Raw genomic sequence first — 22,147 nt, forward strand, 5'->3', positions numbered from 1 at the left:
GGGTTTAAAAGTGCGGCATCGGCGACAGCGGCACGATGGCGCGGCTCCACTGGTTGGGGCCGGATACGCCGTAGGACGGGATCGCCACCACGTCGCCGGTGGTCTTGTAGGTCAGCGCTTCTTCGTAGGCGAAGACCTGGGCGTCCTTTTTCGGCGACGAGCAGCCCGTGTACCAGGCAAAGATGATCCAGTGGGCGAAATCCTGCAGCGGGCCGGCCGGGATATCGGCAAAAAAGCCTTCCACCTCGGTGGCCTGCCTTGCCGTGGCAATCGCGATAATGGCCGCCATCATGTTGGCGCCGTCCGGATACTTGACGGCGGCCGCCCTGGCGATGCGCGCTCCGACGCCGGGGTTCAAGCGATGGTTGACCAGCAGGCCGGACAAACGCATGAAGGCGGCGTTATCCACTGCGGGCGCGGCGGCCGGCGCGGCAATGCTCCAGGTCACCCAGGCGCCGGTCAGCGCCGCCGCGCCCAGCAAGAACTTGCGGCGCGACGGCATCGATGATGGCGGGCGCTCAGAATGCATGGCGCACGCCGACCATGAACACATTCTGCTTGCCGTTCGACGACGGCGTGGACACCTGCGAGTCGCCCACCAGGGCCACCGCATCGATTTGCGTCACGCCGTCGGCCGCCAGGGTCTTGCCGCGCGCGTGCTGGGTCGCTTCCAGGATATAGATGGCGGTGCGCTTGCTGAACCAGTAGGTTTGCTGGAATGACAGCTGGCGGTAGTCGGCCGCGTCCTGCACGCCGTTGGCCTTGGTGGCGCGCGTGTAGGCCAGGCCGGCGCCGAACTGCCACGGCGTGGCGGTTTTCCAGTTGGCCAGCAAGGCGGCCGTGTTGAAGATGGCCGTGCCCTGGAAGCGCGAGCTCGCGTTGGGACGGTATTGCACGTTGCTCAGGTTGCCACCGAGGGTCACCGCGCCCAGCTGGTACGAGGTGGCCGCCGCCAGGTATTGCACTTCCTTCGCCGACAGATAGCCGACGTTGATCGGCGACTTGGAGAAGCTGCTGGAGGTGGTCGGGTCCCAGGTGGCCTGGTTGGGGCCGTTTTTCAGCACCTGGTACGCCAGCGCGTGGTGCCAGGCGCCCGTGTCGTATTTGACGGCCGCGCTCATGGCGCCGCCGCTGCCCGTGTGGCCGGCCTGTTCGCCGGACGCCACCATCAGGCCGATGCTGGCGCCGCGCCAGTCGGGCGAGATGTATTTGACGGAGTTATTGTGGCGCACGGTAATATCGAAACCGTCGATATCGCCCGCATGCGCGCCGGTGGCGCCGGTCACGGCAGGCACCGGTCCCAGCGGATTGAGGAAGGCGAAGTATGGCGAATACTGGCGGCCCATCGTCAAAGTACCATAGCGCTTGTCGGCCAGGCCGATAAAGGCCGCGCGGTTGAACAGGCTGCCGCTTTGCGCCGCCGCGCCGTCATCGATGTTGTAGCCAGCTTCCAGCTGGAACAGCGCTTGCGTGCCGCCGCCCAGGTCTTCCGTGCCCTTGAAGCCGAGACGGCTGCCGTCCTTGCTACCGCTGCGCACATAGGTGCTGGAATTGCCCTTCTGGTTGCTGGTGTAGGCCAGGCCGGCGTCGGCGATGCCGTAGACGGTGACGTTCGACTGGGCCACGGCAGTGCCACAGGCGCCCGACAGCACGATGCCGCCCAGGAGGAAAAGTTTGTTCTGTTTCATATTCAAGTCCATGCTTCAAGTCAGGGCCAGCGTGAGCGGCCGGAAAAACGCGCCAGGCTGCGGCGCAAAATCAAATGCGGGAAACGGCTTTCCAGTGGAACAGCTTGTCGATAAAGATCACGATCGCCGGCGTCACCAGGGCGATATACATATTGTCGATGCCGTAAGGGTTGTCCAGCAGATACCAGATGGTGGTGGTCACGGTGGCCGCCAGCAGGCCGGCGGTGGCGCCGCGGTTGCTGGAAAAGAAAGGCAGGTAAAAGCCGATCATGGCGACGATGGAAATCGACAGGCGCAAGGCGCGCGTAAAAAACGACAGCTGCAGCAGGCCCGGGGCAAAAAACACGAACACCAGGGGAATAAAGCCGATCAGCAGCGCCATGCGGCGCGTGGCTAGGAATTCGCGTTCCGGCGTGGGCTGGCACAGCGGCACGTAAAAGTCGCGCACCACCAGCGAGGAAATCGCCAGCGCCACGGTGCTGACACTGATAAAGATCGACGCCACCAGGGCCACAGTGACAAACCCGGCCAGCCAGACATTCATGCTTTGCAGGAACACCGGCAGCGCATACAGGCTGTCCATGTGCGGGTACAGATAGCGCGCCGCCACGCCGATCAGGCCCAGCGCCAGGCTGACCGGTATCGCCAGGCCGGCGGCAATAAACGTCGAGCGCCGCGCCGCCTCGGCATTCGGGGTCGAGGCGATCGCCTGGATAATGTATTGGGTGGAAAACACGGAACCCAGGGTGCCGATGAAATAGGCGACGATGGTGGTGGCGCCCAGTTCGCCATCCCAGGAAAAATACGAGACCGGCAAGGCTTGCATCATCGGCGACAGGCCACCCGTCAGCTGCAGCGCCACGCCCAGCACCACCAGCACGCCTAGGTATTTGACGGCGCTGTGGATCAGGCTGACATAGGCCAGGCTTTTCATGCCGCCAAAGGCAAAATAAAAGGTGCTGACGGCGGCGATCACGCAGGCCGCCACCGGCAAATCGGTCTTCAGCACCACGGCGATCGAGGCGGCGCCACTGATATAGTTGCCCACATTCACCAGCAGCAGCGCGTAGATCATGATCAGCGACACCACCAGCTGGGTCGACTTGCCATAGCGCTTGAAAATCGCGCCCGAAATCGTGCATTCACCGGTGTTGTACAGGCGCTTGGCCAGCAGCCAGCCGAACAGCGGAAAGGCTGCCGCCGCGCTCAGCACCGCCCACGAGGCCGCCATGCCCGATTCGAACGCGCCCTGGGCCGTGCCGACGGTGGACTTGGCGCCGATAAATTCGGACAGCATCAAAACGCCGACCACGGTAGCCGGCACGGTACGCCCGCCCACCATGAACTCGCTGGCCGTGCGGCTGCGCGAGCGCACCGTCAGCCACGAGGTCCAGCCGATGTAGGCGATGACCATGGCAATGATGATGGCGGTGTCGCCTGAACTGAACGTGCCCATCAGGATTTACTGCGCCGCGCTGGAGGCATAGCCGCCGGTGGCCTGCAGCGCGCGCGCCAGGGTAGACGCCGCCTGCATCACGGCGCCGGCGGTGCCGGTTTCGAATTGCTGCAAGCTGGTTTGCCAGACGGGCGCGGCCACGCTGAGGGCGGCGATCGGCAAGCCGTCGATATCGAACACGGGCGCCGCCACCACATACACGCCGGAGACGTTTTCCTGGTCCGACACGGCATAGCCGCGCGCGCGCACGGTGTCCAAACGCTGCACCAGCGCATCGATATCGGTCAGGGTGGTGGCGGTGCGCTTGATCAGCGGCTGGCCGCGCAGCACGCGCAGCTGCGCTTCGCGCGGCAGCCAGGCCAGGATCGCCTGCCCCACCGCGCTGGAATACGCCGGCACCCGGCTGCCGATGCGCACATCCACGCCCAGCTGCGTCAGCCCCGCCTGCACGCGCTCGGCATACATCACGTCGCTGCCATCCATCACGGCCACCGAGGCGGCTTCATTGACTGCGCCCACCAGGCCGCGCAGGATGGGCCGCGCCAGGGTGCGCAGGTCGGAACGGGCGATCGCATGGAAACCCAGGTCCAGCACTTTCAGCGACAATCGGAACAGGCGCGAGTTGTCGACCTTTTCCACATAGCCGATCTCGACCAGGGTATTGAGGAAGCGAAACGCGGTGGCATTGTCCATGCCGCATTTGCGCGCCACTTCGGCCATCGTCAGCTCGGCTTCCTGGGCCGTAAACGCCTGCAGCACCTTGAAGCCCTTGGCCAGCGACTGCACCGTGTTCTTGGCATTGGCGGGCGCCGGCTTGCCGTTATCAAATGCTGATTGATCTGTCGTATTCACTGCTTCCCCTTTAATAATTCGGAATGCGAATTATAGTTTGAATCTTGTAGGGGAAGATTCCCCGGATGGCCACTTTTCCTGCCGGCGCATGTTGTTTGATAAACCGACTAATTCGGATGGCGAACTTTTATTCGCACTACTGACCGTAAAAAATGCCGATTCGATCGGCGGCAGTGTAGGACTTGCTGGTATTGATGCGGTACAGCTATTGCCCTTCCGCAAAATTATACGCCGTTTACCAGAAAAAATTTGATTTTGATCAAAAATACTATAAGACATAAGACAGCGGAACGCGGGCAAAACAAGGCATGCCCTGGCCCGCAGAGGGGCCAGGGCGCTCGTTTTACTGTCAAGTCAACTGAATATTTTGCACTCACCCGAACGGCGAAAGTGCTGGGGTCGGCGCCCCCTCGTACGCTGGCAATGACCTTTGCGTTAGCGGGATTGAGGGTCTGACCCTGGCTGTTCAAGGGGTTGTTGTTCTGCCGGCGTTTACCCCAAAACAGCCGCTGGATGTTACGGCAGCACCGCCTGCAGGCTGGCAAAGTCATAAGGTTTGAGCAACACGGCATCGGCCGGCGCGCCGTCGATTTTTGCCTGGCCGCTGGCAATCACGATATGGATGGACGGCTGCAAGCGGCGCGCCGCCTCGGCCACGGCCGCGCCGGACAGGCCCGGCAAGCCCAGGTCGGTGATCAGGATATCGAATGGCGCCGTTTCCAGCGCGGCCAGCGCCGCAGGGCCGTCGACCGCCGCCCGCACTTCGTGGCCCAGCAGTTGCAGCATGTCGAAGGTGATGGCGCGCACCGCCTCTTCGTCCTCGACCAGCAGTATCCTGCGCGCGGCAGGGGCCGCTGGCGCCGTTGGCCTGGCATCGGGCGGCGCGACCGGCGCGGCCGGCTTGCGGTTGCCCAGCACCTGGCGGATCTTGCGCGCCAGGCTGTCGCGCGAATATGGTTTGCCCAGCAATTCCACGCCCGGGTCGAGCCGGCCGCCATGCACGATGGAGTTTTCCGTATAGCCCGACGTAAACAGCACGGCCAGGTTGGGCAGCAGTTCGACGGCCTTGCGCGCCAGGTCGGCGCTGCGCAGCGGGCCGGGCATCACCACGTCGGTAAACAGCAGGTCGACCGCGATGCCGCTTTCCAGAATCGACAGCGCCGCGGCCGCATCGTTGGCTTTCAGCACGCGATAACCGAGTTCGCCCAGCATTTCCACCACGATGGCGCGCACTTCCTCGTCGTCCTCGGCCACCAGGATGGTTTCCTCGCCGCCGGCCGCCTCGTCCATCACTACGGTTTCCTGGCGTGCCTCCTCATCCATCGAGCGCGGCAGATAGACCTTCACCGTGGTGCCCTGGCCAAGTTCGCTGTAGATCTTGATATGGCCGCCCGACTGCTTGACGAAGCCATATACCATCGACAGGCCCAGACCGGTGCCCTTGCCTTCCGGCTTGGTCGAAAAGAAGGGATCAAACGCGTGCGCCAGCACTTCGGCGCTCATGCCACAGCCGGTGTCGGTGACGGATAACGTCACATACTGGCCGGGCGACACTTCCGCGTGGTTGCGGCAATACGGCTCGTCCAGGTAGGCGTTGCCCACCTCGATCGTCAGCCGGCCCGGGCCAGCCATGGCGTCGCGCGCATTGATGGCCAGGTTCAGCAAGGCCGTTTCCACCTGCGTCGGGTCGACCAGGGTATTCCACAGTCCGCCCGAGACGATGGTCTCGATATCGATCGGCTCGCCCAGCGCATGGCGCAGCATGTCTTCCATGCCGGTGATCAGCCTGCCGATCTTGAGCACGCGCGGCTCCAGCGCCTGGCGCCGGCCAAAGGCCAGCAGGGAACTGGCCAGCTTGGCGCCCCGGTTCACGCCGCCGATGGCGTTTTCCACCCACTGCGCCGCGCGCGGATGGGCGAACGGCACCGTGGCCAGCATCTGCAGATTGCCGGAGATCACCTGCAGCAGGTTATTGAAATCATGCGCCACGCCGCCCGTCAGCTTGCCGATGGCGTCCATCTTCTGCGACTGTTCCAGCGCCTTTTCGGTCTGCTTCATCGCCTGCGCGGCGGCGCGGTCATAGGTAACGTCGCGCGCCACGGCGTGGATATACTGCGCGTCGGGCACGGCGCTCCAGGACAGGATGCTGTAGCCGCCGTCCTTGCGCAGGTAGCGGTTCTCGAACTGGATGGTGCGCTCGCCCGAGGCCATCACCCGCACCCTTGCCAGGGTGTCTTCGCGGTCGTCAGGATGGACGAATTGCATCAGCGACTTGCCCAGCACTTCGGGCTTGCTCCAGCCCAAGAGGCGGCCGAAGGCGGGATTGAGCGACATCACGTTGGCGTCGAAATCGCTGACCAGCATGATTTCGTTCGACAATCGCCACATGCGGTCGCGTTCGGCGGTGCGCATGCTGACCTGCTCGGCCAGGGTGGCGTTCAGGTGTTCCAGCTTGAGGGTATTGAGCTTCTGGTCCTCGATATCGGTATTGGTGCCGATCCAGCTGATGACATTGCCGGCCTCGTCGCGGATCGGCAGCGCGCGGATCAGATGCCAGCGGTACTGGCCGTCATGGCGCAGCACGCGGTACTCCATTTCGTAGGTGGCGCCGCTGTCGACCGAGGCGCGCCAGCGCGTGATGGCGTCGACCATGTCGTCCTGGTGCACGATGGACGGCCAGGTGTCCGCGTTCAACTGGCCTGGCGCGATGCCGCTATAGGCATGGATCTGCTGGTTGAACCAGTCCAGCCTGCCGTTCGCATCGGCCGACCAGACCTGGTTGGGCATGGCCTGCGCCCACACGCGAAAGCGCGATTCGCCTTCGCGCCAGGCTTTTTCAGCCAGCACCTTCTGCGTCACGTCCGAGCCCTGCACGAAGATGCCGAACACGGCGCCGTCCTCGTCCTTCAATGGCTGGTAGACGAAATCGAGGTAGCTCTGGTGGGCCGCCGTGCTGCCGGTGGCGGCCACGCTGAACGGCACCGCCGTGCCGGTATATGTGTCGCCGCTGGCATAGATGGCGTCGAGCAGGCCGACAAAGCCCTGCTCCACCGCCTCCGGCAAGGCGTCGACCACCGGTAAGCCGAGCACGTCGCGGTGGCCCACCAGTTCCACATACGCGCGGTTGGCCTGGGTGATCGTGTGCTCCGGCCCCAGCAGCAGCACCATGAAACCGGGCGCCTGCTCGAACATCTGCGCCAGGCGCGCATGTTCCCCCTTGATCTTGCGCTCGGCGTTGACCTTGCCGGTGGTATCGACCACCACGCAGATAATGCCGACCGCCACGTCGTGCTCGTCGAAGATGGGCGAATAGTCAAGGTCGAGCCAGTAGCGCTGCAGTTTGCCGTCGCGCATCCACGTCAGTTCCTGGTCGCGAAAGCTCAGCGCCTGGCCTTGCAGTACGGCGGGAATCACGCCGCGGTTGAAGTCGGCGATTTCCGGAAACGCATCGGTGGCCGTCATGCCCATGATTTCAGGATGGCGTGTGCCGGCAAAGGTGGCATACGCCTGGTTGTAGACCAGCGTGCCGTGCTCGCCCCACATGGTGACCATCGCCACCGGCGAGCGCACCATCATGGCCACCAGGCTGCGCATGGTGGCCGTCCAGCCGGCGATCGGCCCCAGGGTGGTGGCGGCCCAGTCCCTGGCCAGGATAATGTCGCCGACTTCGCCCGCGCCCTGTAGAAATGTGGAAGTGGTAGCGGCTGGAGCGGCAGTCATGAAATCCCGGCGTGGATGGAAGGAGCGAATTGATCGCGGTCAATTATACCGGCTTCAGCCTTGCTCGCCACCAAGTGCGCAGGCGCCGCCAGCCGATCACCATGCCGGTGGCGCTCAGGGCCAATCCGCCCAGGCTCAGCAGTATCAATACGCCTTCACGCCACGGCCCGGCGCGCAGCAGCGGCGGCAAGTCCCAGCTGTGCAGGAAGCTGAACAGCCAGCGGCCGGCGCGCTGGCGCCGGTCCAGGCCCAGCGCCACGGTGCCGGTGTACGGGTCCAGATAGACCCAGTTGGCTTGCGGGTCATCGAAGCGCACGCGCAGCACCGGCAGGCGGCGTTCCATGGCGCCCATCATCGCCTCCGGTTCGCGGCCATAATAATAGGCGTCGTATGTCCTCAGCCACTCGCTGCCGGCGGCCATGCCCGGCATCAGCCTGTGCGCCGCCTGCAACAGCTGCTCCCGCGGCCATTGCTCGCGCACCAACAGCTGGCCGTCGTGCCGCATCAGCAGCCGCGTGCGCGCCGCCCCGTCGCGGGCCAGCAGGTAGGGCTGTTTGTCCAGCACCCGCCATTCCAGTTCGACCGCATGAAAACCGTGAGCCGCAAGCAGGTTCAACGCTTGCGGCGGCGTCACGTCCAGCCGGACTGTCGCCGGCGTGCCGTGCTGCCAGGCGGCCAGGTCCGGCCGCTGGCCCTGGGGATCGAAGATGCGCAGCGGATTCATCGACATCAGCCCGCTGAAGATCCAGGCGCACACGAAGCCGGCAAACAGCAGCCCCGTCACATGGTGCCAGCGCATCCACGATTCCCGGTATGGCGTGCGCGCGCCCGACTTGTAGCGGCCCTTGAAACGCCAGCGCCAGATGCCGGCCAGCGTGCCCGTCAAGGCCGTAAAGGTGGCCAGCGCCGAGGCGATGATCACGATCCAGCTCCACACGGGGTCGGTGGAATGGTTGCGCAAGGGATAGACCCAGTGCAGCCAGGCACCGATGAAATTCCACAAGCGCTGTGCGCGCGGCGCGTCCAGCAGCACTTCGCCGGTGGCCGACGACAGGTACAACATGGTTTGCGCACCATCGTCCAGTTGTACCTGGTGCAAGGGCCGGTGGCTATCGAGGGCGCGCGAGTGCGTCCAGCGATCTTCCTGTACCAGGCCCAAGTAGTGCGCGTCCGCGCCCGGCACAAAGGCGCGCGCCGACGCCAGCGCGGTCGCAACACTTGCCGGCCCGATCGCCTTGCCGCTGCCCGCATCGAACAGCCGCGGGCGGCCAGCCCCATCGCGCACGCGGTAGGCGGGCCTGCCTGCCACCGTGGTCAGCACGATCTCGCGCGCATCGACGGGGATCGCCACCCGCGCCAGGGGCTGGCAGCAGCCGGCCGGCGACACGGTTGACGCCAGGGCGGGCAGCGCCCCCAGCCGCTCCCACGGCGTCAGCTTCGGGTAGCCGACAAACAGCATCACCATGCCGCTGACAAACCACAGCAGCATCAGCACGCAGGCAGCGATACCCGTCCAGCGGTGCAACTGATACAGCAAGCGTTTGAGTGTGAATGTCATCATCAGAAGCGGTGATGCACGGTCGCTTCCACGCTGCGCCCCGGCCCGTTGAACCACTGATTGCTGGTGTAATAGGCGGTCGTGAAATAATGTTTGTCAAACACATTGGCCGCGCGCAAGGAAACGGTGGTGTCCGGCGCCGCCTGCCAGCGCAGCGCCAGGTCCGCCGTGGCGTAGGCCGGCATGGCGATACGGTTGGCGCTGTCGGCATAGCGGCGGCCCACATAGCGGGCGCCGCCGCTGGCGCTCCAGCCCGGCATGAAATTCCAGCTCAGCCAGGCATTTGCCAGCTGCTGCGCCACATCGGGCGGCACCTGGCCGGCGCGCGAGACGGCGCGGCCGGCCTCCGCCTCGACAAAGTCGTCATAGCGGGCGCGCAGCACGCTGGCGTTGGCGTCCAGCCGCCAGCCATGCGCCACGTCCATGCCCAAGGTCGCCTCGACGCCGCGCGAGGAACGCTGGCCCACCTGCACCCGCAATTGCGGATTGAGCGGGTCTCGCGCCAGCAGATTGTTCTTGCGGATGGCGTAGGCGGCCAGAGTCCACTCGCCGCGCCGGCCCCAGAATGACTGTTTCAGGCCCACTTCCAGCTGCTTGCCGGTGGACAGGTCAAACTTGCTGTTGGCGCTGGAAATCATCAGCAGGCCGCCGACCGGATCGGCCGCGCGCGCAAATTGCGCATACAGGGCCAGGTCGTTCATGACGTCGAACACCGTGCCCAGCCGCCAGCCGGTATTGTCATACGACTGGTCGAACTCGTTCTGGCCGCTGACCAGGTTGCGCCGGCGCACGTCGGCATGGTCGTGGCGCAGGCCGGCGATCACGGCCCAGGCTGGTGTCAGTTCGATGCGGTTTTCGGCAAACAGTGCGTATTGCCGGGCGCCATTGCGGTAGCGCGGCAAGGTGGGCTGCTCGCTGAGAAAATGGCCGGCTATCGGGTTGAATGGGTCGACCGAGGCGGGATCGGGCCTGCCCGCATAGGTATTGTTGGTGTGCTGGAAGCGGCTGCTGCTCAGGTCGACGCCGACCGACGCCTGGTTGGCCAGGCCCAGCAAGGTACCGGTATGGCTGACGGTGGCGGTGGCGCTGTTTTGCCGCTGGTCGTGCAGGATCTCGGTATCGCCCGAGCGGTCGACCAGGCCGGTGCCCGCATTGTAGGCATAGGTTTCGGCATTGCGGTAATGGCGCTGGCTGTCGATATGGTAGAGCCTGGCGCGCACGCTGGTGGTGCTGGAGGCCGTCCATTCCATGCCCAGCCCGCTCCAGCGGTCGTCATAGCGGATGATGCTGTCGCTGACATTGTAGTTTTTGTCGCGCAAGGCGCTCAATTGGCGGCCGTTGACGGTGGGCGTGCCGAAATAGCGCATCGGATGCTGCAAGCCCTGGGCATGGCGCAAGGTGAAGCGCAGGTCTGGTGTCGCATTCCATTCCAGCGCGCCCGAAAACGCCAGTTCGCGCGACTGGCCCATGGCGACCCAGCCGTCCGAACGGTTGCCGCTGGCGTCCAGCCTGTACGACCAGTGTTCATCGATGGCGCCGCCGCTGCCCAGGCCCAGGCGCTGGGTGTTGTCGCTGCCGAGCGTCGCCTGCACTTCGTTGCGGATGGCGCCGCGCGTGGGTTTTTTCGGGATCACATTGACCACGCCGCCGATCGCGCCGTCGCCGTAGATCACGGACGCGGGCCCGCGCAGCACCTCGATGCGTTCGACCGACCAGGTGTCGAACGGAAAAGTCAGGCCCACGCCGCCGTACTGGCGCACGCCGTCATACAGGCGCATGACGGAGCTGGTGTCGGTAAAGCCGCGCGCCGACAGCGAACTGCCGCCATTGCCCGGATGGGCCATGGAACTGATGCCGGCGGCGCGCTTGATGGCGTCGGCCAGCTTGCTGTCGCCGCGCTGTTCCAGCTGCTCGCGCGAGATCAGCTCGACGCTGGCCGGGGTTTGCATGAGTGTCAGCGCCAGGGTGGAGCCGGTCGAGGCCGGCGTGTTCAAGCTGCCGGCCTTGTCGGCGGTGACGGTGACCGATGGCAAGGTCGCCTCTTCGGCCGCCAGGGCGGCGCAAGGAAGCATGGCCAGCGCGAATGCGCACCGGCTTGAAAGAGTGATATTCATATGGGACAGGCAAAAGAGTGAGTCGTCGGCATGCCGCCACCCGCGCGTTGTGGCGCGCAGGGACGGTCAGCCAGCAGTAAAGACGGTCTTAAGCCAGGGCGGGAGGCCCGCGCGGATTGCCGGACGACCACAGAAACAGCGGCGCCGGCGCGCGGTAATACAGGGGAGGATAGACATCATGGCCGCCGCTGACGGCAAAGCTCAGCGACAAACCAGGCAGCAGGGCAAACGAGCCCGCATGCGTGCTGCAATACGGGCAATGCTCGAAAGCATGAACGACCGGGTCCATGCCCGGTTTTTTCACGTCCGAACCCGCCTCCATCACACCGTCGACGGTACAGATCTGCATCAGCAGCGACGATGGAATGGAAACGGCGGGCGCGGCCAGCGCATGCGAAATCGACGGCGCAATGGCGGCAAACAGCACGGCCATGATGGCCAGCCAGATCTGCAGCGTTCGTCGTTTCATCGATATCAACATGGCGGCATTATAGCCGCTGTTCAGCCCATGGCGATGCGCCCTGCCCGCCTTTTTCTGAGCCACACATGCACGCCCGTCACGCTCAGCACCGTTACCGCCAGCCCCATCAGGCACACCAGCAGCTGCAGCGGCCAGCCCCACATGGCCGCCATGTGCAAGGTGGCCAGCCAGGTCGACAGCGTATCGCCGGCCGCCGCGCCGGTCGGCAGCCACAGGCCCTTGAATGCGCCTGTCTGCGCATCCATCACCAGCCGGGTATGGCCGCCCTTGTGGCGGATATCGTGGCTGCTGCGCACGTCATAGCGGTAGATGCCGCGCTGGGGATCGTACAGCAGCGACTTTTCCGCCAGCACGGTAAAACCGCGCGCCTGCGCCTGCTGCGCCATCAGCCCGCGCGCGGCCGGCAGCGCCTGTTCCCAGGCCAGCACTGGCGCCAGCTTCGGCCTGGCCAGCTTCGGGATGGTTTCCAGTCCCCGCTGGTGGGCAAGCACGGCTTTCATGGCGGGCTCATAAACTTGCGGCAGGTTGAAGGCCACGCTGCTCCAGGCCAGCACGAACAGCATGGCCCAGGTCCACAAACCGCCCGCGCGGTGCAGATTGAAGCTGATTTTATACGTGCTGCCGCTGCGAAACTTCCACGCCTGCCACCAGCGCGCCGGCCACCGCCGGGCCGGCTCGCCGCTGGCGGGCCTGTTCGGCAAGGTCAGCCAGGCGCCGGCAAAACAGTCCAAGGTCCACAGCAGGGCCACGATGCCGAACAGCACAGTGCCGATGCCGTCCAGGGCCAGCGAATAATGCAGCCGATAAATAAACGGCATCAGGTTTTTCGCGCCCTGGCGGATGTCTCCCCAGCGCCGCTCGCCCAATGTCTGGCCTGTATAAGGGTCGACAAACACCTGGTCGTTCGGCAAGGGCTGGCCCTTGGACAGTGGCCGCAAGGCGAACAGCACCGAACGGCCATCGCTGAACTCCAGCGGCAGCCGTGCCGCCAGCGCGTGCGGGTAGCGGGCCGCGACCCGCGCATGCAGCAGCACCGGGTCGATCCGCGTTGCCGTGGCTGGCGCCGTCACGTGGAACAGTTGCGGGCTGATGGCCGCTTCCAGTTCCTCGTTCCAGGCCAGCAAGCTGCCCGTGATGCCGGCCATCGCCAGGAATACCGCCAGCAGCAAGCCCACGTAACGGTGCACCGGCAACATCACCGCGCGCATGCCGCCCCTTACCACTGGTAGGACAAGGTGGCGGTGGCCTGGCGCTCATCGCCATAGCGGCAGATGGCAAACTCGCAATAGGTAAATTGCTTGTTGGCCAGGTTGCTGACATTGCCTGTCAGCTGCCAGTGGCGGCTGAGGCGGTAGCTGAGCATGGCGTCCAGCACGGTATACGCCGGCATGGCGCGGGCCATGCCGGACGGCTGGGTCGACCCTTTGTAGCGCGCGCCGGCGCCGGTGGTCAGCTGCGGCAGGCCCAGGCCGGCGAAGCTGTAGTCCAGCCACAGGGCGGCCTGGTGGAACGGCGTGTCTTCGCTGCGCTGGCCGATTTCGCTGGCAATCGTGCTGCGCGTGGTGCGCGCATCCGTATAGGCGTAGGACGCGATCAGGCTGGCGCCACGGCCGAGATCCGCCTTCGCTTCCAGTTCCAGCCCTTTCGAGCGCACCTGGCCCGCCTGGCGGTAGACGTCATTGCCGGCGTCGTATTTCAGCACATCGGTTTGCGTCAGCTCGTACACGGCCGCGCTCAGCAGCATATTGCTGCCGGGCGGCTGGTAGAGCACGCCGGCTTCATACTGCTTGCCGCCCGTCGGCTTGAAGGACTGGCCGTTGGCATCGGCCGCCGCCACCGGGAAGAACGATTCGCTGTAGCTGACATAGGGCGCGATGCCGCCGGCCGTCTTGTAGACCAGGCCGGCGCGCCAGGTGGTGGCCGAGTCGTCCTTGTCCACCCTGGCGCCGTTGCGGCGCAGGGTCTGGTCCTGACTGGCCCAGTCGTGGCGCGCGCCCAGCAGCATGGTCCAGGTCTCGCCCAGGCTGACCTGGTCCTGCAGGTAGATCCCTTTTTGTAGCGTTTCTATGCGCGAACCGCGGTCGACGCTGCGCGCGCGGTTGACCACCACCGGCTGGCCATAGTTATAGGTGAGCAAGTTCAGGGTCGGTGCGTTGCCGCGAAAGTTGCGCGAGTCATAGGTGGTCTGGTAGGCGTCCACGCCGGCCAGCACAGCGTGTTCCATGCCCATCCACTGCCAGTTGCCGGCCATATTCGTGTCGCTGACGATGCCGCGCGCCCGTTCGCGCCGGTCGCTGTACTGGCGCGCCAGCAGGCCGCGCTCGCTGGCGTTGCGGATCGCCGCCGCCGTGGTCTGCGCCTGCAGGTAGTTCCACGTCACGTCCGCCTCGAAATAGCGCAGCTTGTGGCTGAGCTTGAGCCTGTCGCTGAAGCGGTGCTCGAATTCATAGCCGATCGCGTGCATGTCGCCCGTCATCTTGTCGTAGTCGGGCTCGCCGATAAACGCCTCGCGCCCTATGCGCACCGGGCCGGTACCGACGCCTTCGACCAGCTGGTACGGCAGCGGCGCGGAAAAACGCGTGGCCGTCTTCTGATAGAACGACAGGATGGTCAGCGAGGTAGCGGCGCTGGGGCGCCAGGTCAGCGCGGGCGCGATATACAGCTTGTCGTCGTTCAGGTAGTCCTGCGCGGTATTGCTCTTGCGGTCCAGCATGGTCAGGCGATAGTCCAGCGTGTCGCTGCCGGGCACCTTGCCGCCCACGTCGATGGCCAGCTGCTTGCGGTCATTGCTGCCCGTTTGCAGCTGGAGTTCGCGCACCGGCGCGCTGGTCGGGCGCTTGCTGACGGCGTTGATCACGCCGCCCGGCGACAGCTGGCCGTACAGCACCGAGGCCGCACCGCGCAGCACTTCCACCCTTTCCAGGCCGAACGGCTCCTGCGTGCCGTCGTAGGAATTGCTTTGCAGGCGCAGGCCATCGCGCATGGAACCGCTGGTGGCGGACTCCACATCCATGCCGCGGATGCGGAAACGGTCGGCCGTGCGGTTGAAGCTGGTGGGCTGGCTGGTGAAGCCGGGCGTGTAATTGAGGGCCTGCGACAGGGTTTCGGCCTGGCGGTTGCGCAATTCGTCATTGGTGACGACCGAGATCGACTGCGGCGTATCGATGATGGCCGTATCGGTCTTGCTGCCGGCGGCCGAGCGTTTCGCTACATAGCCGGTCACCGGGCCGGTCGGCGTTTCGCGCTCGGCGCTGGCCGTGACGCTCACTCCTGCCAAGGTCACGGTATCAGCCTTGGGGACCGGCTTGACCACGACCACCCTGCCTTCCTGTGCCGCCTGCAAGCCGCTGCCGGCCAGCAAGCGCTCGAGCGCCTGCTGCGCGCTCAGGCTGCCCGACACGGCCGGCGCATTCTTGCCGGCCACCAGGTCGGGATGGACGAGCAACTGGAAGCGGGCCTGGCGCGCCAGCTCATTGAGGGCCGCGCCCAGCGGCTGGGCCGGCAAGGCGATGGCGTAGGTGGCGGCGCCTTGTGCCAGCACAGGCGCGGCGGCCAGGCTGGCGGCGATAGCGACGACGATGATCAGGGGAACAGGATAAAAACGGGGCTGCGGCATGCGGGTAGTCTCCAGGGTCAACACGGTAAATAAGAATCACTACCAATGCAGACGCATGAGCTTGCCACTAGTTGATATGTATTTTCAATTATTTTGCATTATTTGGCGGGCTTGCCCGCCGCCACGATTTCCGTCACGCCACCCTGCTCGCGCAAGCGCACCGGCAACACCAGTGGCAAGGCGCTGCCGAAATCGGCCGCCAGGCGCGCATCGAAACTGCCATTGACGCGCATGGCGGCGACGATGGGATCCTTGATCACCAGCCGGGTATCGCCATAGCGTTCGAATTCCGCCACCGCCTGCGCCAAAGGCGTGCCGTCGAAATTGATGCGGCCTTCGCGCCACAGCAAGGCGCCGTGGGCAAGCCGGGTGTCGACCGTGCCCAGCGCGCCTGCCCGGTTGGCCTGCACCGATTCGCCGGCCGTCAGTTCCACCGCGCTGGCGCTGCCGGCCGTGGCAACCCGCACACGCCCGTCCTCCACCGTCACGGCTTCACCCGCCTGCCCGAAGCCGGCATGGGTATTGCGTACGGCAAAGCGCGTGCCGACCACGGTCACGCGCAAGGTATCGGTCAGTACCTCAAACGGTTTCTGGCTGTCGTGCCGCACCGAAAACATGACTTGCCCTTCCGGCAGGCGCACTTCGCGCCGCTGGCGGTACAGCGTCACTTCCACCCTGGTGGCCGTATCGAGCTTCATCACGCTGCCGTCGGGCAAGTGCACATCGAGCAGTTCGCCGCGCGCGCTGGCAAAGCTTTCATGGAAAATCGGCTGCCGCTGGTAATGATCCCAGCCCAGCCAGCCGGCGCCCGACACGCAGACGGCCAGCGCTGCCGTCGCCAGGCGCAGCAGGCCGGACGCCGGTTTTTTGCGCGCCGGCACCGCCCGGGCCAGTTGCGCCACGGCAGTGGGATGCAGTTCGCCCAGCCCGCTCCACACGCCTTCCATGCGCGCATAAGCCTGCCGATGCGTGGCATCAAGAGCCAGCCAGGCCTGGAACTGCGCCTCTTCCTGCGCGGTCAAGCCATCCTGGCGGCGCACCTGCCAGCTGGCCGCTACCAGGTCGAGGTCGACGGTGTGGCCGATCGTGTCGTGCTGGTTCATGCCGGCCGTCCTCGCTTCACCGCCTGCGGCCAGGTGGCGGGCACGCCCAGGCGTTCCTCGCAGGCCTTGCAGGCCAGTACCGCGCGGATAATATGCTGCGCCACCATGTGCTTTGAAATACCCATTTGCTCGGCCACTTCCTGGTGCGACAGTCCCTCGAAACGGTTCAGCACGAAGGCTTCACGGCAACGGGGCGGCAGCGCGTCGATCACGGCGACGAAGGCCAGCGCATGCTGTTCGTGCGCATACACCGATTCCGGTTCCAGGTGCGCGGGCGCGGCCGGCTGTTCCGATTCGGGCAGGCTGTCGAGATCGTCGTGCTGGCGGATCGCCTCGCGCCGGTGGCGGTCGATGATCAAGCGCCGCGCCGTCTGGTGCAGCAAGGCGCGCGGCTCGGGGATCTCCTGGCCGGCATTGCGCACGGCCAGCACGCGGGCGTAGCTTTCCTGCACCAGGTCGGCGGCCGCATCGCGGTCGCGTACCATGCGCGCGCAGAAATTCAGCAGTCCTCGTTAATAACGCTCAAGCACAGGCATGGCACGGCCGTGAAAGGTGAACCGTCCAGATATCGCGGCGGCTGATCTGTAGGGGCAATTGCAAATAAGAAAGATTCTCATTATGCCGGGCGCGGCCTGGACTGTCGAGTTAAATCGCGGCGGCCAGCGTGCGGTTCAGGATCAGCAATTGCCTGGTGCTGTCCTCATCGCCGGCCATCGGATACAGCACCACCGCATAGGCGTGCTGTGCCGTGCGGTTGAGGCTGGAAATGACCAGGTTGTCCTGCGGCAGTGGCAGCAGCTCGCCGTTCAGCAGGTTGCGATAGCCGCTGTCATCCTTGCCGTAATACAGCTCAAGCAGCTGGTCCTGGCGAGTGGTCAGCCAGCCATTGCCGAACTCGCAGTTAAAGCGGGTTACAAAGGTATCATCACCGATCGCTTCGGGCCGCCAGGTATTGAAGAATTCGTCCTCGAAAGCGATCAAGTTGACCAGCTCGCTGTTGCCGGCCATATCGATTTTGACGGTCACGATATGCCCAGCATGCTGGGCCAGCAAGTACGAATCGCCGTCAAACGACAGTGCCAGTATCTGCAGGCCATAAATACCGTTGGCCGCAATGCTCCTGCGCCGCAGTTCATTGCCCTGCTCATCGATTTCACGATGCAGCCAGTTGTCGTCCACGTGAGCCAGCAATTGTATGGTCGAGTTGGTGACCGCCACCTTGTTATTGCCCGGCAGTGCCAGCTTGAGATTGCTTTTCTTTTTCAGCAAGCCATTCTCGAACCGCATCACCAGCATCTTGTCGGGCTTGGTATCGGACCAGTCCGCATCATGAAAGATCGCTGCCGTTTCCGTGCTGCCAATAAAGTCGCCCACAAACGGCCGGTTGCCTTTCGGCGCCTCGACCTGTTCGCGCCGGAACACGGGAATGCTGATTTCCAGTTCCTTGTCGGGGTGGTACGGCACGATGGACACCCAGGCTTCCTGCCGCGGGCCGAGAAACAGGGTCGGCAGGATGCCGTCGTCTTCGGCGAAATGCTCGGCCTGGCCATCCCGGTCCACCAGCGTGTACACCAGCTGGTAGGTGCCGTCCTCGCGGTACACATAGTTCGTCAGCAGGCTTTTTTCGCCCGAGGCGATGCTTTCCTTGGCCGACAGCGAGGTATCCACCGTCAAGGTGGTCAGCGCGCCATGGCTGGTGGTGGTCACGCTCGCTTGAAATGGCTGGACTGGACTGAGGTTTTTCATGGCGCTCCGAAGGAATGGCTACCCGAACAAGATTTCCGCAGATTATGCTCCATGGCAGCCCGGATGCCGCTCACATTTGGCGGAAATGATGCAGATAGCTGCGGCTGACGGGCAATACCTGGCCCCCGCCGCGCAGATGGAGTTCCGCCGTTTCGTTGAGGCCCCGCACCACTTCGCTGACATGGGCCAGGTTGACGATCACCGAGCGGTGGGTCTGCACGAAACGTTCGGGGTCCAGTTGTTCGGCCAGCTCGCGTATGCTCTTGCGTATCAGCGCCTCGCCCTCCTCCCACGCCACCAGCGTGTACTTTTCTTCGGCGCGCAGGAAGCGCACCTGCTCGACAGGGATCAGCCGCACGCTGGCGCCGACCGATGCCTTGATCCATTGCAAGCGCGCTGGCGGCTGTGCCAGGCGCGCGGCCAGCTGATCAAACATGGCGTCCAGCGCGCCTGCCGGCGGCGCACTGGTCAGGCGCTGTCGCAAACGGTCGATGGTGTCGGCCAGGCGATCCGCATCGACGGGTTTTACCAGGTAGTCGACGGCGCCCTGCTCGAACGCCTGTACCGCATATTGTTCATACGCGGTGACGAACACCAACTGGGCGCGGCGCGCCATGGCGCGCGCCACCGCGATGCCGTTTATTCCCGGCATATGAATATCGAGAAAGACGATCTCCGGCTGGTGCAGCTCGAACAGTTCCAGCGCCTCCTGGCCATTGCGTGCGTCGTCCAGCAGTCGCAGCGCGGGCCACAGCCTGGCCAGGTGGCTGCGCAAGCGTTCGCGCAGCAGCGGTTCGTCGTCGGCGATCAGCGCCGAAACTGGTTTCATGACGGGTTCCTCATGCCGCTAGGGGCGCAGTAAAACACAATTCGGCGCGCATGCCGTGCGGCGCCACTTCATGCAGGACCAGGCGTGCACCGGCCCCATAACAGCCTTGCAGGCGGCTGCGCAGATTGGCCAGACCCGTGCCGGGCTGGGCGGTTTCGCTCATGCCCACGCCCGTGTCGCTGACCCAGACGGTGATTTCTCCGCTGGCCGCCGCGACGCTGGCGCCGACCTCGATGCTGCCGCCCTCCAGGGCCGGATCGATGCCGTGGCGCACGGCGTTTTCCACCAGGGTCAGCAAGGCCATGGCAGGAAAACGCAGGCTGCCGGCCCAGGCGGCGTCAAGCACGGTAAATTGCAGGCGGTCGGGCATGCGCAGGCGCATCAGTTCCAGATAGGCGCGCACCAGCTGCAATTCCGTCGCCAGCGTGGCATCGGCATCGTGCAGGCGCGGCATGGCGGCGCGCAGGTAGGCAATCAGGTGGCGCAGCACCGGCCCGGCATTGGCCGACCCGGTGGCCACCAGCGCTTCCACGTTGGCCAGGGTGTTGAACAGGAAATGCGGCTCGATCTGCGCCTGCAGCAGGCGCAGGCGCGCGTCCACCAGTTCGCGCGCCAGGGTGTTTTTTTCCAGTTCGGCCTGCAGGCGGTCGGCGCGCTCGCGCTCCTTGCGTTCGCTGCGCATCGCCAGCAGGGAAAACAGCAGGCCGAACAACACGGCCAGCAGCACCATCAGGAAGTGGCCGACGCGGGTCTGGGTGTCGGCCAGATAGGCGATGAACTGGCCGCGCTGGGTGGCGACCGCCGTCGCCAGCGCCGCCACCGGCGCGGCCAGCACCACCGCCAGCAGGCGCGCCGCGCCCAGCGGCAGCCAGCGCGGACGCAGGGCCTCGGCCGCCGCGTAGGCCATCAGCAAGGCGGCGCCGATAAAGCCGATGCGGCCGAACACGCCCAGGTAGGAGGTACCGCTGAGCAGGTGCAATATCCACGACAGCCCCAGCGTAAATAGGGCCACCACCAGCACCTGACGCGCGGTGGGCAGCAGCCGGCGCGCGCCAGCGGAAACAGCAGGAGTGGATAGCGGTGGCGTCATGCCTACACGATAACCGCTATGCCAGCGTGGTTCAAGCCCGGAAAACCGCCGTTCGTCGCAGCGATCGCGCGATTGCCCGCATCCTGCCCGGCGCGCGCCTATCTTGATGCCTGCACAACCACCGGGAGCACTTCATGACATCGATTACTTTCAGCAATACCGGCAATCCCGCCTTGCCGCGCCTGGCCCTGGCCGGCGCCGCTGGCCTGTTCTTTCTTGTCACCGTCGCCGGCCAGCTGATCTTTGCCGGTTATATCGTCCTGCTGTATGGCGGCCACGCCGCGCGCGGCAATCTGGCGCTCTGGAACCAGGTCATGACGCACGGCCATGTGGCGGGCGACGGCGTGGGCAATGCCGCCACCGCCGTGCATTTGCTGCTGGCGGCCATCATCATGCTGGGCGGCGCCCTGCAGTTGCTGCCCCAAGTGCGCCGCCTGGCGCCGCGCCTGCATCGCTGGAATGGCCGCGTGTATCTCGCCGGCGCCGTGGTGGCCGCCCTGTCCGGGATGTATATGGTGTGGTGGCGCGGCGCGGTCGGCGATACGGTGCAGCATGTGGGCATCAGCGTCAACGCCGTGCTGGTGCTGCTGTTTGCCGGCCTGGCCCTGCGGCGCGTGCTGCAAGGCGATATCGCCGCGCACCGCCGCTGGGCCTCGCGCCTGTTCCTGGCCGTCAGCGGCGTCTGGTTCTTCCGGGTCGGGCTGATGTTCTGGCTGGCCGCGAATGGCGGGCCGGCCGGTTTCGACCCCGCCACCTTTCGCGGTCCCTTCTTGAGCTTTCTTTCCTGGGCCCAGTATCTGCTGCCGCTGGCCGTGCTGGAGCTGTATCTGCGCTGCCGCGCGCATGGCGGCGCGCTGGCACACTGGTGCATGGCGCTGCTGCTGGCCAGCTTGAGCCTGGCGATGGCGGCGGGCGTTGCCGTGGCAACCATGGGCCTGTGGCTACCGCAACTCGCCCAGTGACTGCTGGCGCCGGATAATGTCCACCAGGGTCCGCAAGGCCGGATGATTATGGCGCCGGCTGCTGTAATACATATGGAACGGTTCGCCCCTGGCGGCAAATTCGTCCAGCACCACGCGCAAGCTGCCTTCTGCCAGCTCGGCCGCGATGCGGCTTTCCAGCAGATAACCCAGGCCGACCCCGGCCTTGGCGGCGGTGATGGTGGTGGCCGTGTCGTTGATGGTGATCAGGCCCGGCACGCGGATGCCGCGCTTGGCCGGCTTGTGGGCGCCGCTGCCGCTGGCGCCACTGCTCAGCTCCCAGCGGTAGCTGGAATTGTCTCCCAGCAGCAATTGCAAACAGCTGTGCTGTGCCAGGTCTTCCAGCCGCCGCGGTACGCCATGGCGTGCCAGGTAGTCGGGCGAACCGGCCACCACCCAGCGCTGCGGTCCCGACAGCGGCACGGCGATCATGTCTTCCGGCACATAGTCGCCGTAGCGGATGCCGGCGTCATAACCGCCTGCCACGATATCGATGGGCCGGTCTTCCACCACCACGGTCAGTTTCACGTGCGGGCACAGGCGGGCAAATTCGGGCAGCGCCGGCGCGATCATCAGGTGGGCCGCGTCGGCGAACACATTGATGCGCAGCTCGCCGAAGCGGCCGGCGCCGGGCGCGTCGATTTCGGCCAAGGCATGGCCTATGGTATCGAAACCATCCTCCAGCCGCGCGGCCAGGGCCAGGCCCGTGTCGGTCGGCGCCACGGCGCGGCTGGAGCGGTTCAGCAGCTTGGCGCCGAGACGCTCTTCCAGCCGGCGCATGGCGTGGCTGGCTGCCGACGGCGTCAGGCCCAGCTGGATGGCGGCCGCCTTGAAGCTGCGCGTGCGCATAATGGTGAGAAAGACCCGCAGGTCGGCCAGTTCGATACGGTCAAAGACGGACATGGGTTACGAAA

General features: G+C 65.3%; 18 protein-coding genes. 2 read left to right on the forward strand and 16 right to left on the reverse strand.

Annotated elements, in window-relative coordinates; all coding sequences use genetic code 11:
• Nucleotides 1-4 precede the first annotated feature (4 nt).
• The 4 genes from ACP7B7_RS26560 to ACP7B7_RS26575 all read right to left on the reverse strand — a co-directional run bounded on the left by ACP7B7_RS26560 (nt 5) and on the right by ACP7B7_RS26575 (nt 3,996).
• Nucleotides 5-529: a sugar dehydrogenase complex small subunit gene (locus ACP7B7_RS26560; RefSeq protein ID WP_308921192.1), complete on the reverse strand. Its 525-nt coding sequence runs from the start codon at nt 527-529 to the stop codon at nt 5-7.
• Nucleotides 519-1,688 carry a porin gene (locus ACP7B7_RS26565; protein WP_426078690.1) on the reverse strand — a complete coding sequence of 390 codons (1,170 nt, stop codon included), beginning with the start codon at nt 1,686-1,688 and terminating at the stop codon, nt 519-521. Before ACP7B7_RS26565 ends, ACP7B7_RS26560 begins: the two co-directional genes overlap by 11 nt.
• A 70-nt stretch (nt 1,689-1,758) precedes the next feature.
• Entirely contained in the window at nt 1,759-3,144 is a 1,386-nt protein-coding gene (locus tag ACP7B7_RS26570) for a sodium:solute symporter family protein (protein WP_426078691.1), read from the reverse strand.
• Nucleotides 3,145-3,150: 6 nt separating this feature from the next.
• A complete protein-coding gene (locus ACP7B7_RS26575) occupies nt 3,151-3,996 on the reverse strand; it encodes an IclR family transcriptional regulator (protein ID WP_308921195.1) in 846 nt (281 codons plus the stop codon).
• Between the two features lie 88 nt (nt 3,997-4,084).
• Here ACP7B7_RS26575 and ACP7B7_RS26580 point away from each other — a divergent pair, with 88 nt between their 5' ends.
• The gene (locus ACP7B7_RS26580) at nt 4,085-4,249 is read left to right on the forward strand and encodes a hypothetical protein (protein WP_308921196.1); all 165 of its coding nucleotides are present in this window, start codon (nt 4,085-4,087) and stop codon (nt 4,247-4,249) included.
• A gap of 263 nt (nt 4,250-4,512) precedes the next feature.
• On the opposite strand, the gene ACP7B7_RS26585 is transcribed toward ACP7B7_RS26580, so the two are convergent.
• The 11 genes from ACP7B7_RS26585 to ACP7B7_RS26635 form a co-directional block, all read right to left on the reverse strand.
• A complete protein-coding gene (locus ACP7B7_RS26585) occupies nt 4,513-7,716 on the reverse strand; it encodes a PAS domain S-box protein (protein WP_426078692.1) in 3,204 nt (1,067 codons plus the stop codon).
• A gap of 43 nt (nt 7,717-7,759) precedes the next feature.
• Nucleotides 7,760-9,277 (reverse strand): PepSY domain-containing protein, encoded by a 1,518-nt coding sequence (locus ACP7B7_RS26590; RefSeq protein ID WP_426078693.1) that lies wholly within the window; start codon nt 9,275-9,277, stop codon nt 7,760-7,762.
• A complete protein-coding gene (locus ACP7B7_RS26595; RefSeq protein WP_426078694.1) occupies nt 9,277-11,346 on the reverse strand; it encodes a TonB-dependent receptor in 2,070 nt (689 codons plus the stop codon). Before ACP7B7_RS26595 ends, ACP7B7_RS26590 begins: the two co-directional genes overlap by 1 nt.
• Before the next feature lie 130 nt (nt 11,347-11,476).
• The gene (locus tag ACP7B7_RS26600; protein WP_308921200.1) at nt 11,477-11,857 is read right to left on the reverse strand and encodes a DUF2946 domain-containing protein; all 381 of its coding nucleotides are present in this window, start codon (nt 11,855-11,857) and stop codon (nt 11,477-11,479) included.
• 32 nt (nt 11,858-11,889) lie between these two features.
• Nucleotides 11,890-13,077, reverse strand: a complete 1,188-nt coding sequence (locus ACP7B7_RS26605; RefSeq protein WP_308921201.1) for a PepSY-associated TM helix domain-containing protein — start codon at nt 13,075-13,077, stop codon at nt 11,890-11,892.
• Between the two features lie 8 nt (nt 13,078-13,085).
• A complete protein-coding gene (locus ACP7B7_RS26610; protein WP_426078695.1) occupies nt 13,086-15,485 on the reverse strand; it encodes a TonB-dependent siderophore receptor in 2,400 nt (799 codons plus the stop codon).
• A gap of 98 nt (nt 15,486-15,583) precedes the next feature.
• A complete protein-coding gene (locus ACP7B7_RS26615) occupies nt 15,584-16,588 on the reverse strand; it encodes a FecR family protein (RefSeq protein WP_426078696.1) in 1,005 nt (334 codons plus the stop codon).
• The gene (locus tag ACP7B7_RS26620; protein WP_426078705.1) at nt 16,585-17,094 is read right to left on the reverse strand and encodes an RNA polymerase sigma factor; all 510 of its coding nucleotides are present in this window, start codon (nt 17,092-17,094) and stop codon (nt 16,585-16,587) included. The genes ACP7B7_RS26615 and ACP7B7_RS26620 overlap by 4 nt, the downstream gene beginning before the upstream one ends.
• A gap of 139 nt (nt 17,095-17,233) precedes the next feature.
• A complete protein-coding gene (locus tag ACP7B7_RS26625; protein WP_308921204.1) occupies nt 17,234-18,334 on the reverse strand; it encodes a hypothetical protein in 1,101 nt (366 codons plus the stop codon).
• A 70-nt stretch (nt 18,335-18,404) separates the two neighbouring features.
• Nucleotides 18,405-19,163, reverse strand: a complete 759-nt coding sequence (locus tag ACP7B7_RS26630) for a LytR/AlgR family response regulator transcription factor (protein WP_308921205.1) — start codon at nt 19,161-19,163, stop codon at nt 18,405-18,407.
• Between the two features lie 10 nt (nt 19,164-19,173).
• A complete protein-coding gene (locus ACP7B7_RS26635) occupies nt 19,174-20,253 on the reverse strand; it encodes a sensor histidine kinase (RefSeq protein ID WP_426078697.1) in 1,080 nt (359 codons plus the stop codon).
• Between the two features lie 134 nt (nt 20,254-20,387).
• Between ACP7B7_RS26635 and ACP7B7_RS26640 the strand changes: the two genes are divergently transcribed.
• Entirely contained in the window at nt 20,388-21,215 is an 828-nt protein-coding gene (locus ACP7B7_RS26640; RefSeq protein WP_308921207.1) for a DUF2306 domain-containing protein, read from the forward strand.
• On the opposite strand, the gene ACP7B7_RS26645 is transcribed toward ACP7B7_RS26640, so the two are convergent.
• Nucleotides 21,195-22,136, reverse strand: coding sequence for a LysR family transcriptional regulator (locus tag ACP7B7_RS26645; RefSeq protein WP_426078698.1), 942 nt, complete (start codon nt 22,134-22,136; stop codon nt 21,195-21,197). The genes ACP7B7_RS26640 and ACP7B7_RS26645 overlap by 21 nt on opposite strands.
• Nucleotides 22,137-22,147: the final 11 nt, after the last annotated feature.

The sequence above is a fragment of the Janthinobacterium sp. PSPC3-1 genome, assembly GCF_049896105.1.
Lineage (GTDB): Bacteria > Pseudomonadota > Gammaproteobacteria > Burkholderiales > Burkholderiaceae_D > Janthinobacterium.

Bases quoted from the DNA above. Each gene is read 5' to 3' on its own strand.
- ACP7B7_RS26625 (WP_308921204.1), bottom strand. From the start codon at position 18,334: ATGAAAAACCTCAGTCCAGTCCAGCCATTTCAAGCGAGCGTGACCACC.
- ACP7B7_RS26595 (WP_426078694.1), bottom strand. From the start codon at position 11,346: ATGCTTCCTTGCGCCGCCCTGGCGGCCGAAGAGGCGACCTTGCCATCG.
- ACP7B7_RS26565 (WP_426078690.1), bottom strand. From the start codon at position 1,688: ATGAAACAGAACAAACTTTTCCTCCTGGGCGGCATCGTGCTGTCGGGC.
- ACP7B7_RS26605 (WP_308921201.1), bottom strand. From the start codon at position 13,077: ATGCGCGCGGTGATGTTGCCGGTGCACCGTTACGTGGGCTTGCTGCTG.
- ACP7B7_RS26600 (WP_308921200.1), bottom strand. From the start codon at position 11,857: ATGAAACGACGAACGCTGCAGATCTGGCTGGCCATCATGGCCGTGCTG.
- ACP7B7_RS26590 (WP_426078693.1), bottom strand. From the start codon at position 9,277: ATGATGACATTCACACTCAAACGCTTGCTGTATCAGTTGCACCGCTGG.
- ACP7B7_RS26630 (WP_308921205.1), bottom strand. From the start codon at position 19,163: ATGAAACCAGTTTCGGCGCTGATCGCCGACGACGAACCGCTGCTGCGC.
- ACP7B7_RS26610 (WP_426078695.1), bottom strand. From the start codon at position 15,485: ATGCCGCAGCCCCGTTTTTATCCTGTTCCCCTGATCATCGTCGTCGCT.
- ACP7B7_RS26645 (WP_426078698.1), bottom strand. From the start codon at position 22,136: ATGTCCGTCTTTGACCGTATCGAACTGGCCGACCTGCGGGTCTTTCTC.
- ACP7B7_RS26615 (WP_426078696.1), bottom strand. From the start codon at position 16,588: ATGAACCAGCACGACACGATCGGCCACACCGTCGACCTCGACCTGGTA.
- ACP7B7_RS26580 (WP_308921196.1), top strand. From the start codon at position 4,085: ATGTTGTTTGATAAACCGACTAATTCGGATGGCGAACTTTTATTCGCA.
- ACP7B7_RS26635 (WP_426078697.1), bottom strand. From the start codon at position 20,253: ATGACGCCACCGCTATCCACTCCTGCTGTTTCCGCTGGCGCGCGCCGG.
- ACP7B7_RS26585 (WP_426078692.1), bottom strand. From the start codon at position 7,716: ATGACTGCCGCTCCAGCCGCTACCACTTCCACATTTCTACAGGGCGCG.
- ACP7B7_RS26560 (WP_308921192.1), bottom strand. From the start codon at position 529: ATGCATTCTGAGCGCCCGCCATCATCGATGCCGTCGCGCCGCAAGTTC.
- ACP7B7_RS26640 (WP_308921207.1), top strand. From the start codon at position 20,388: ATGACATCGATTACTTTCAGCAATACCGGCAATCCCGCCTTGCCGCGC.
- ACP7B7_RS26570 (WP_426078691.1), bottom strand. From the start codon at position 3,144: ATGGGCACGTTCAGTTCAGGCGACACCGCCATCATCATTGCCATGGTC.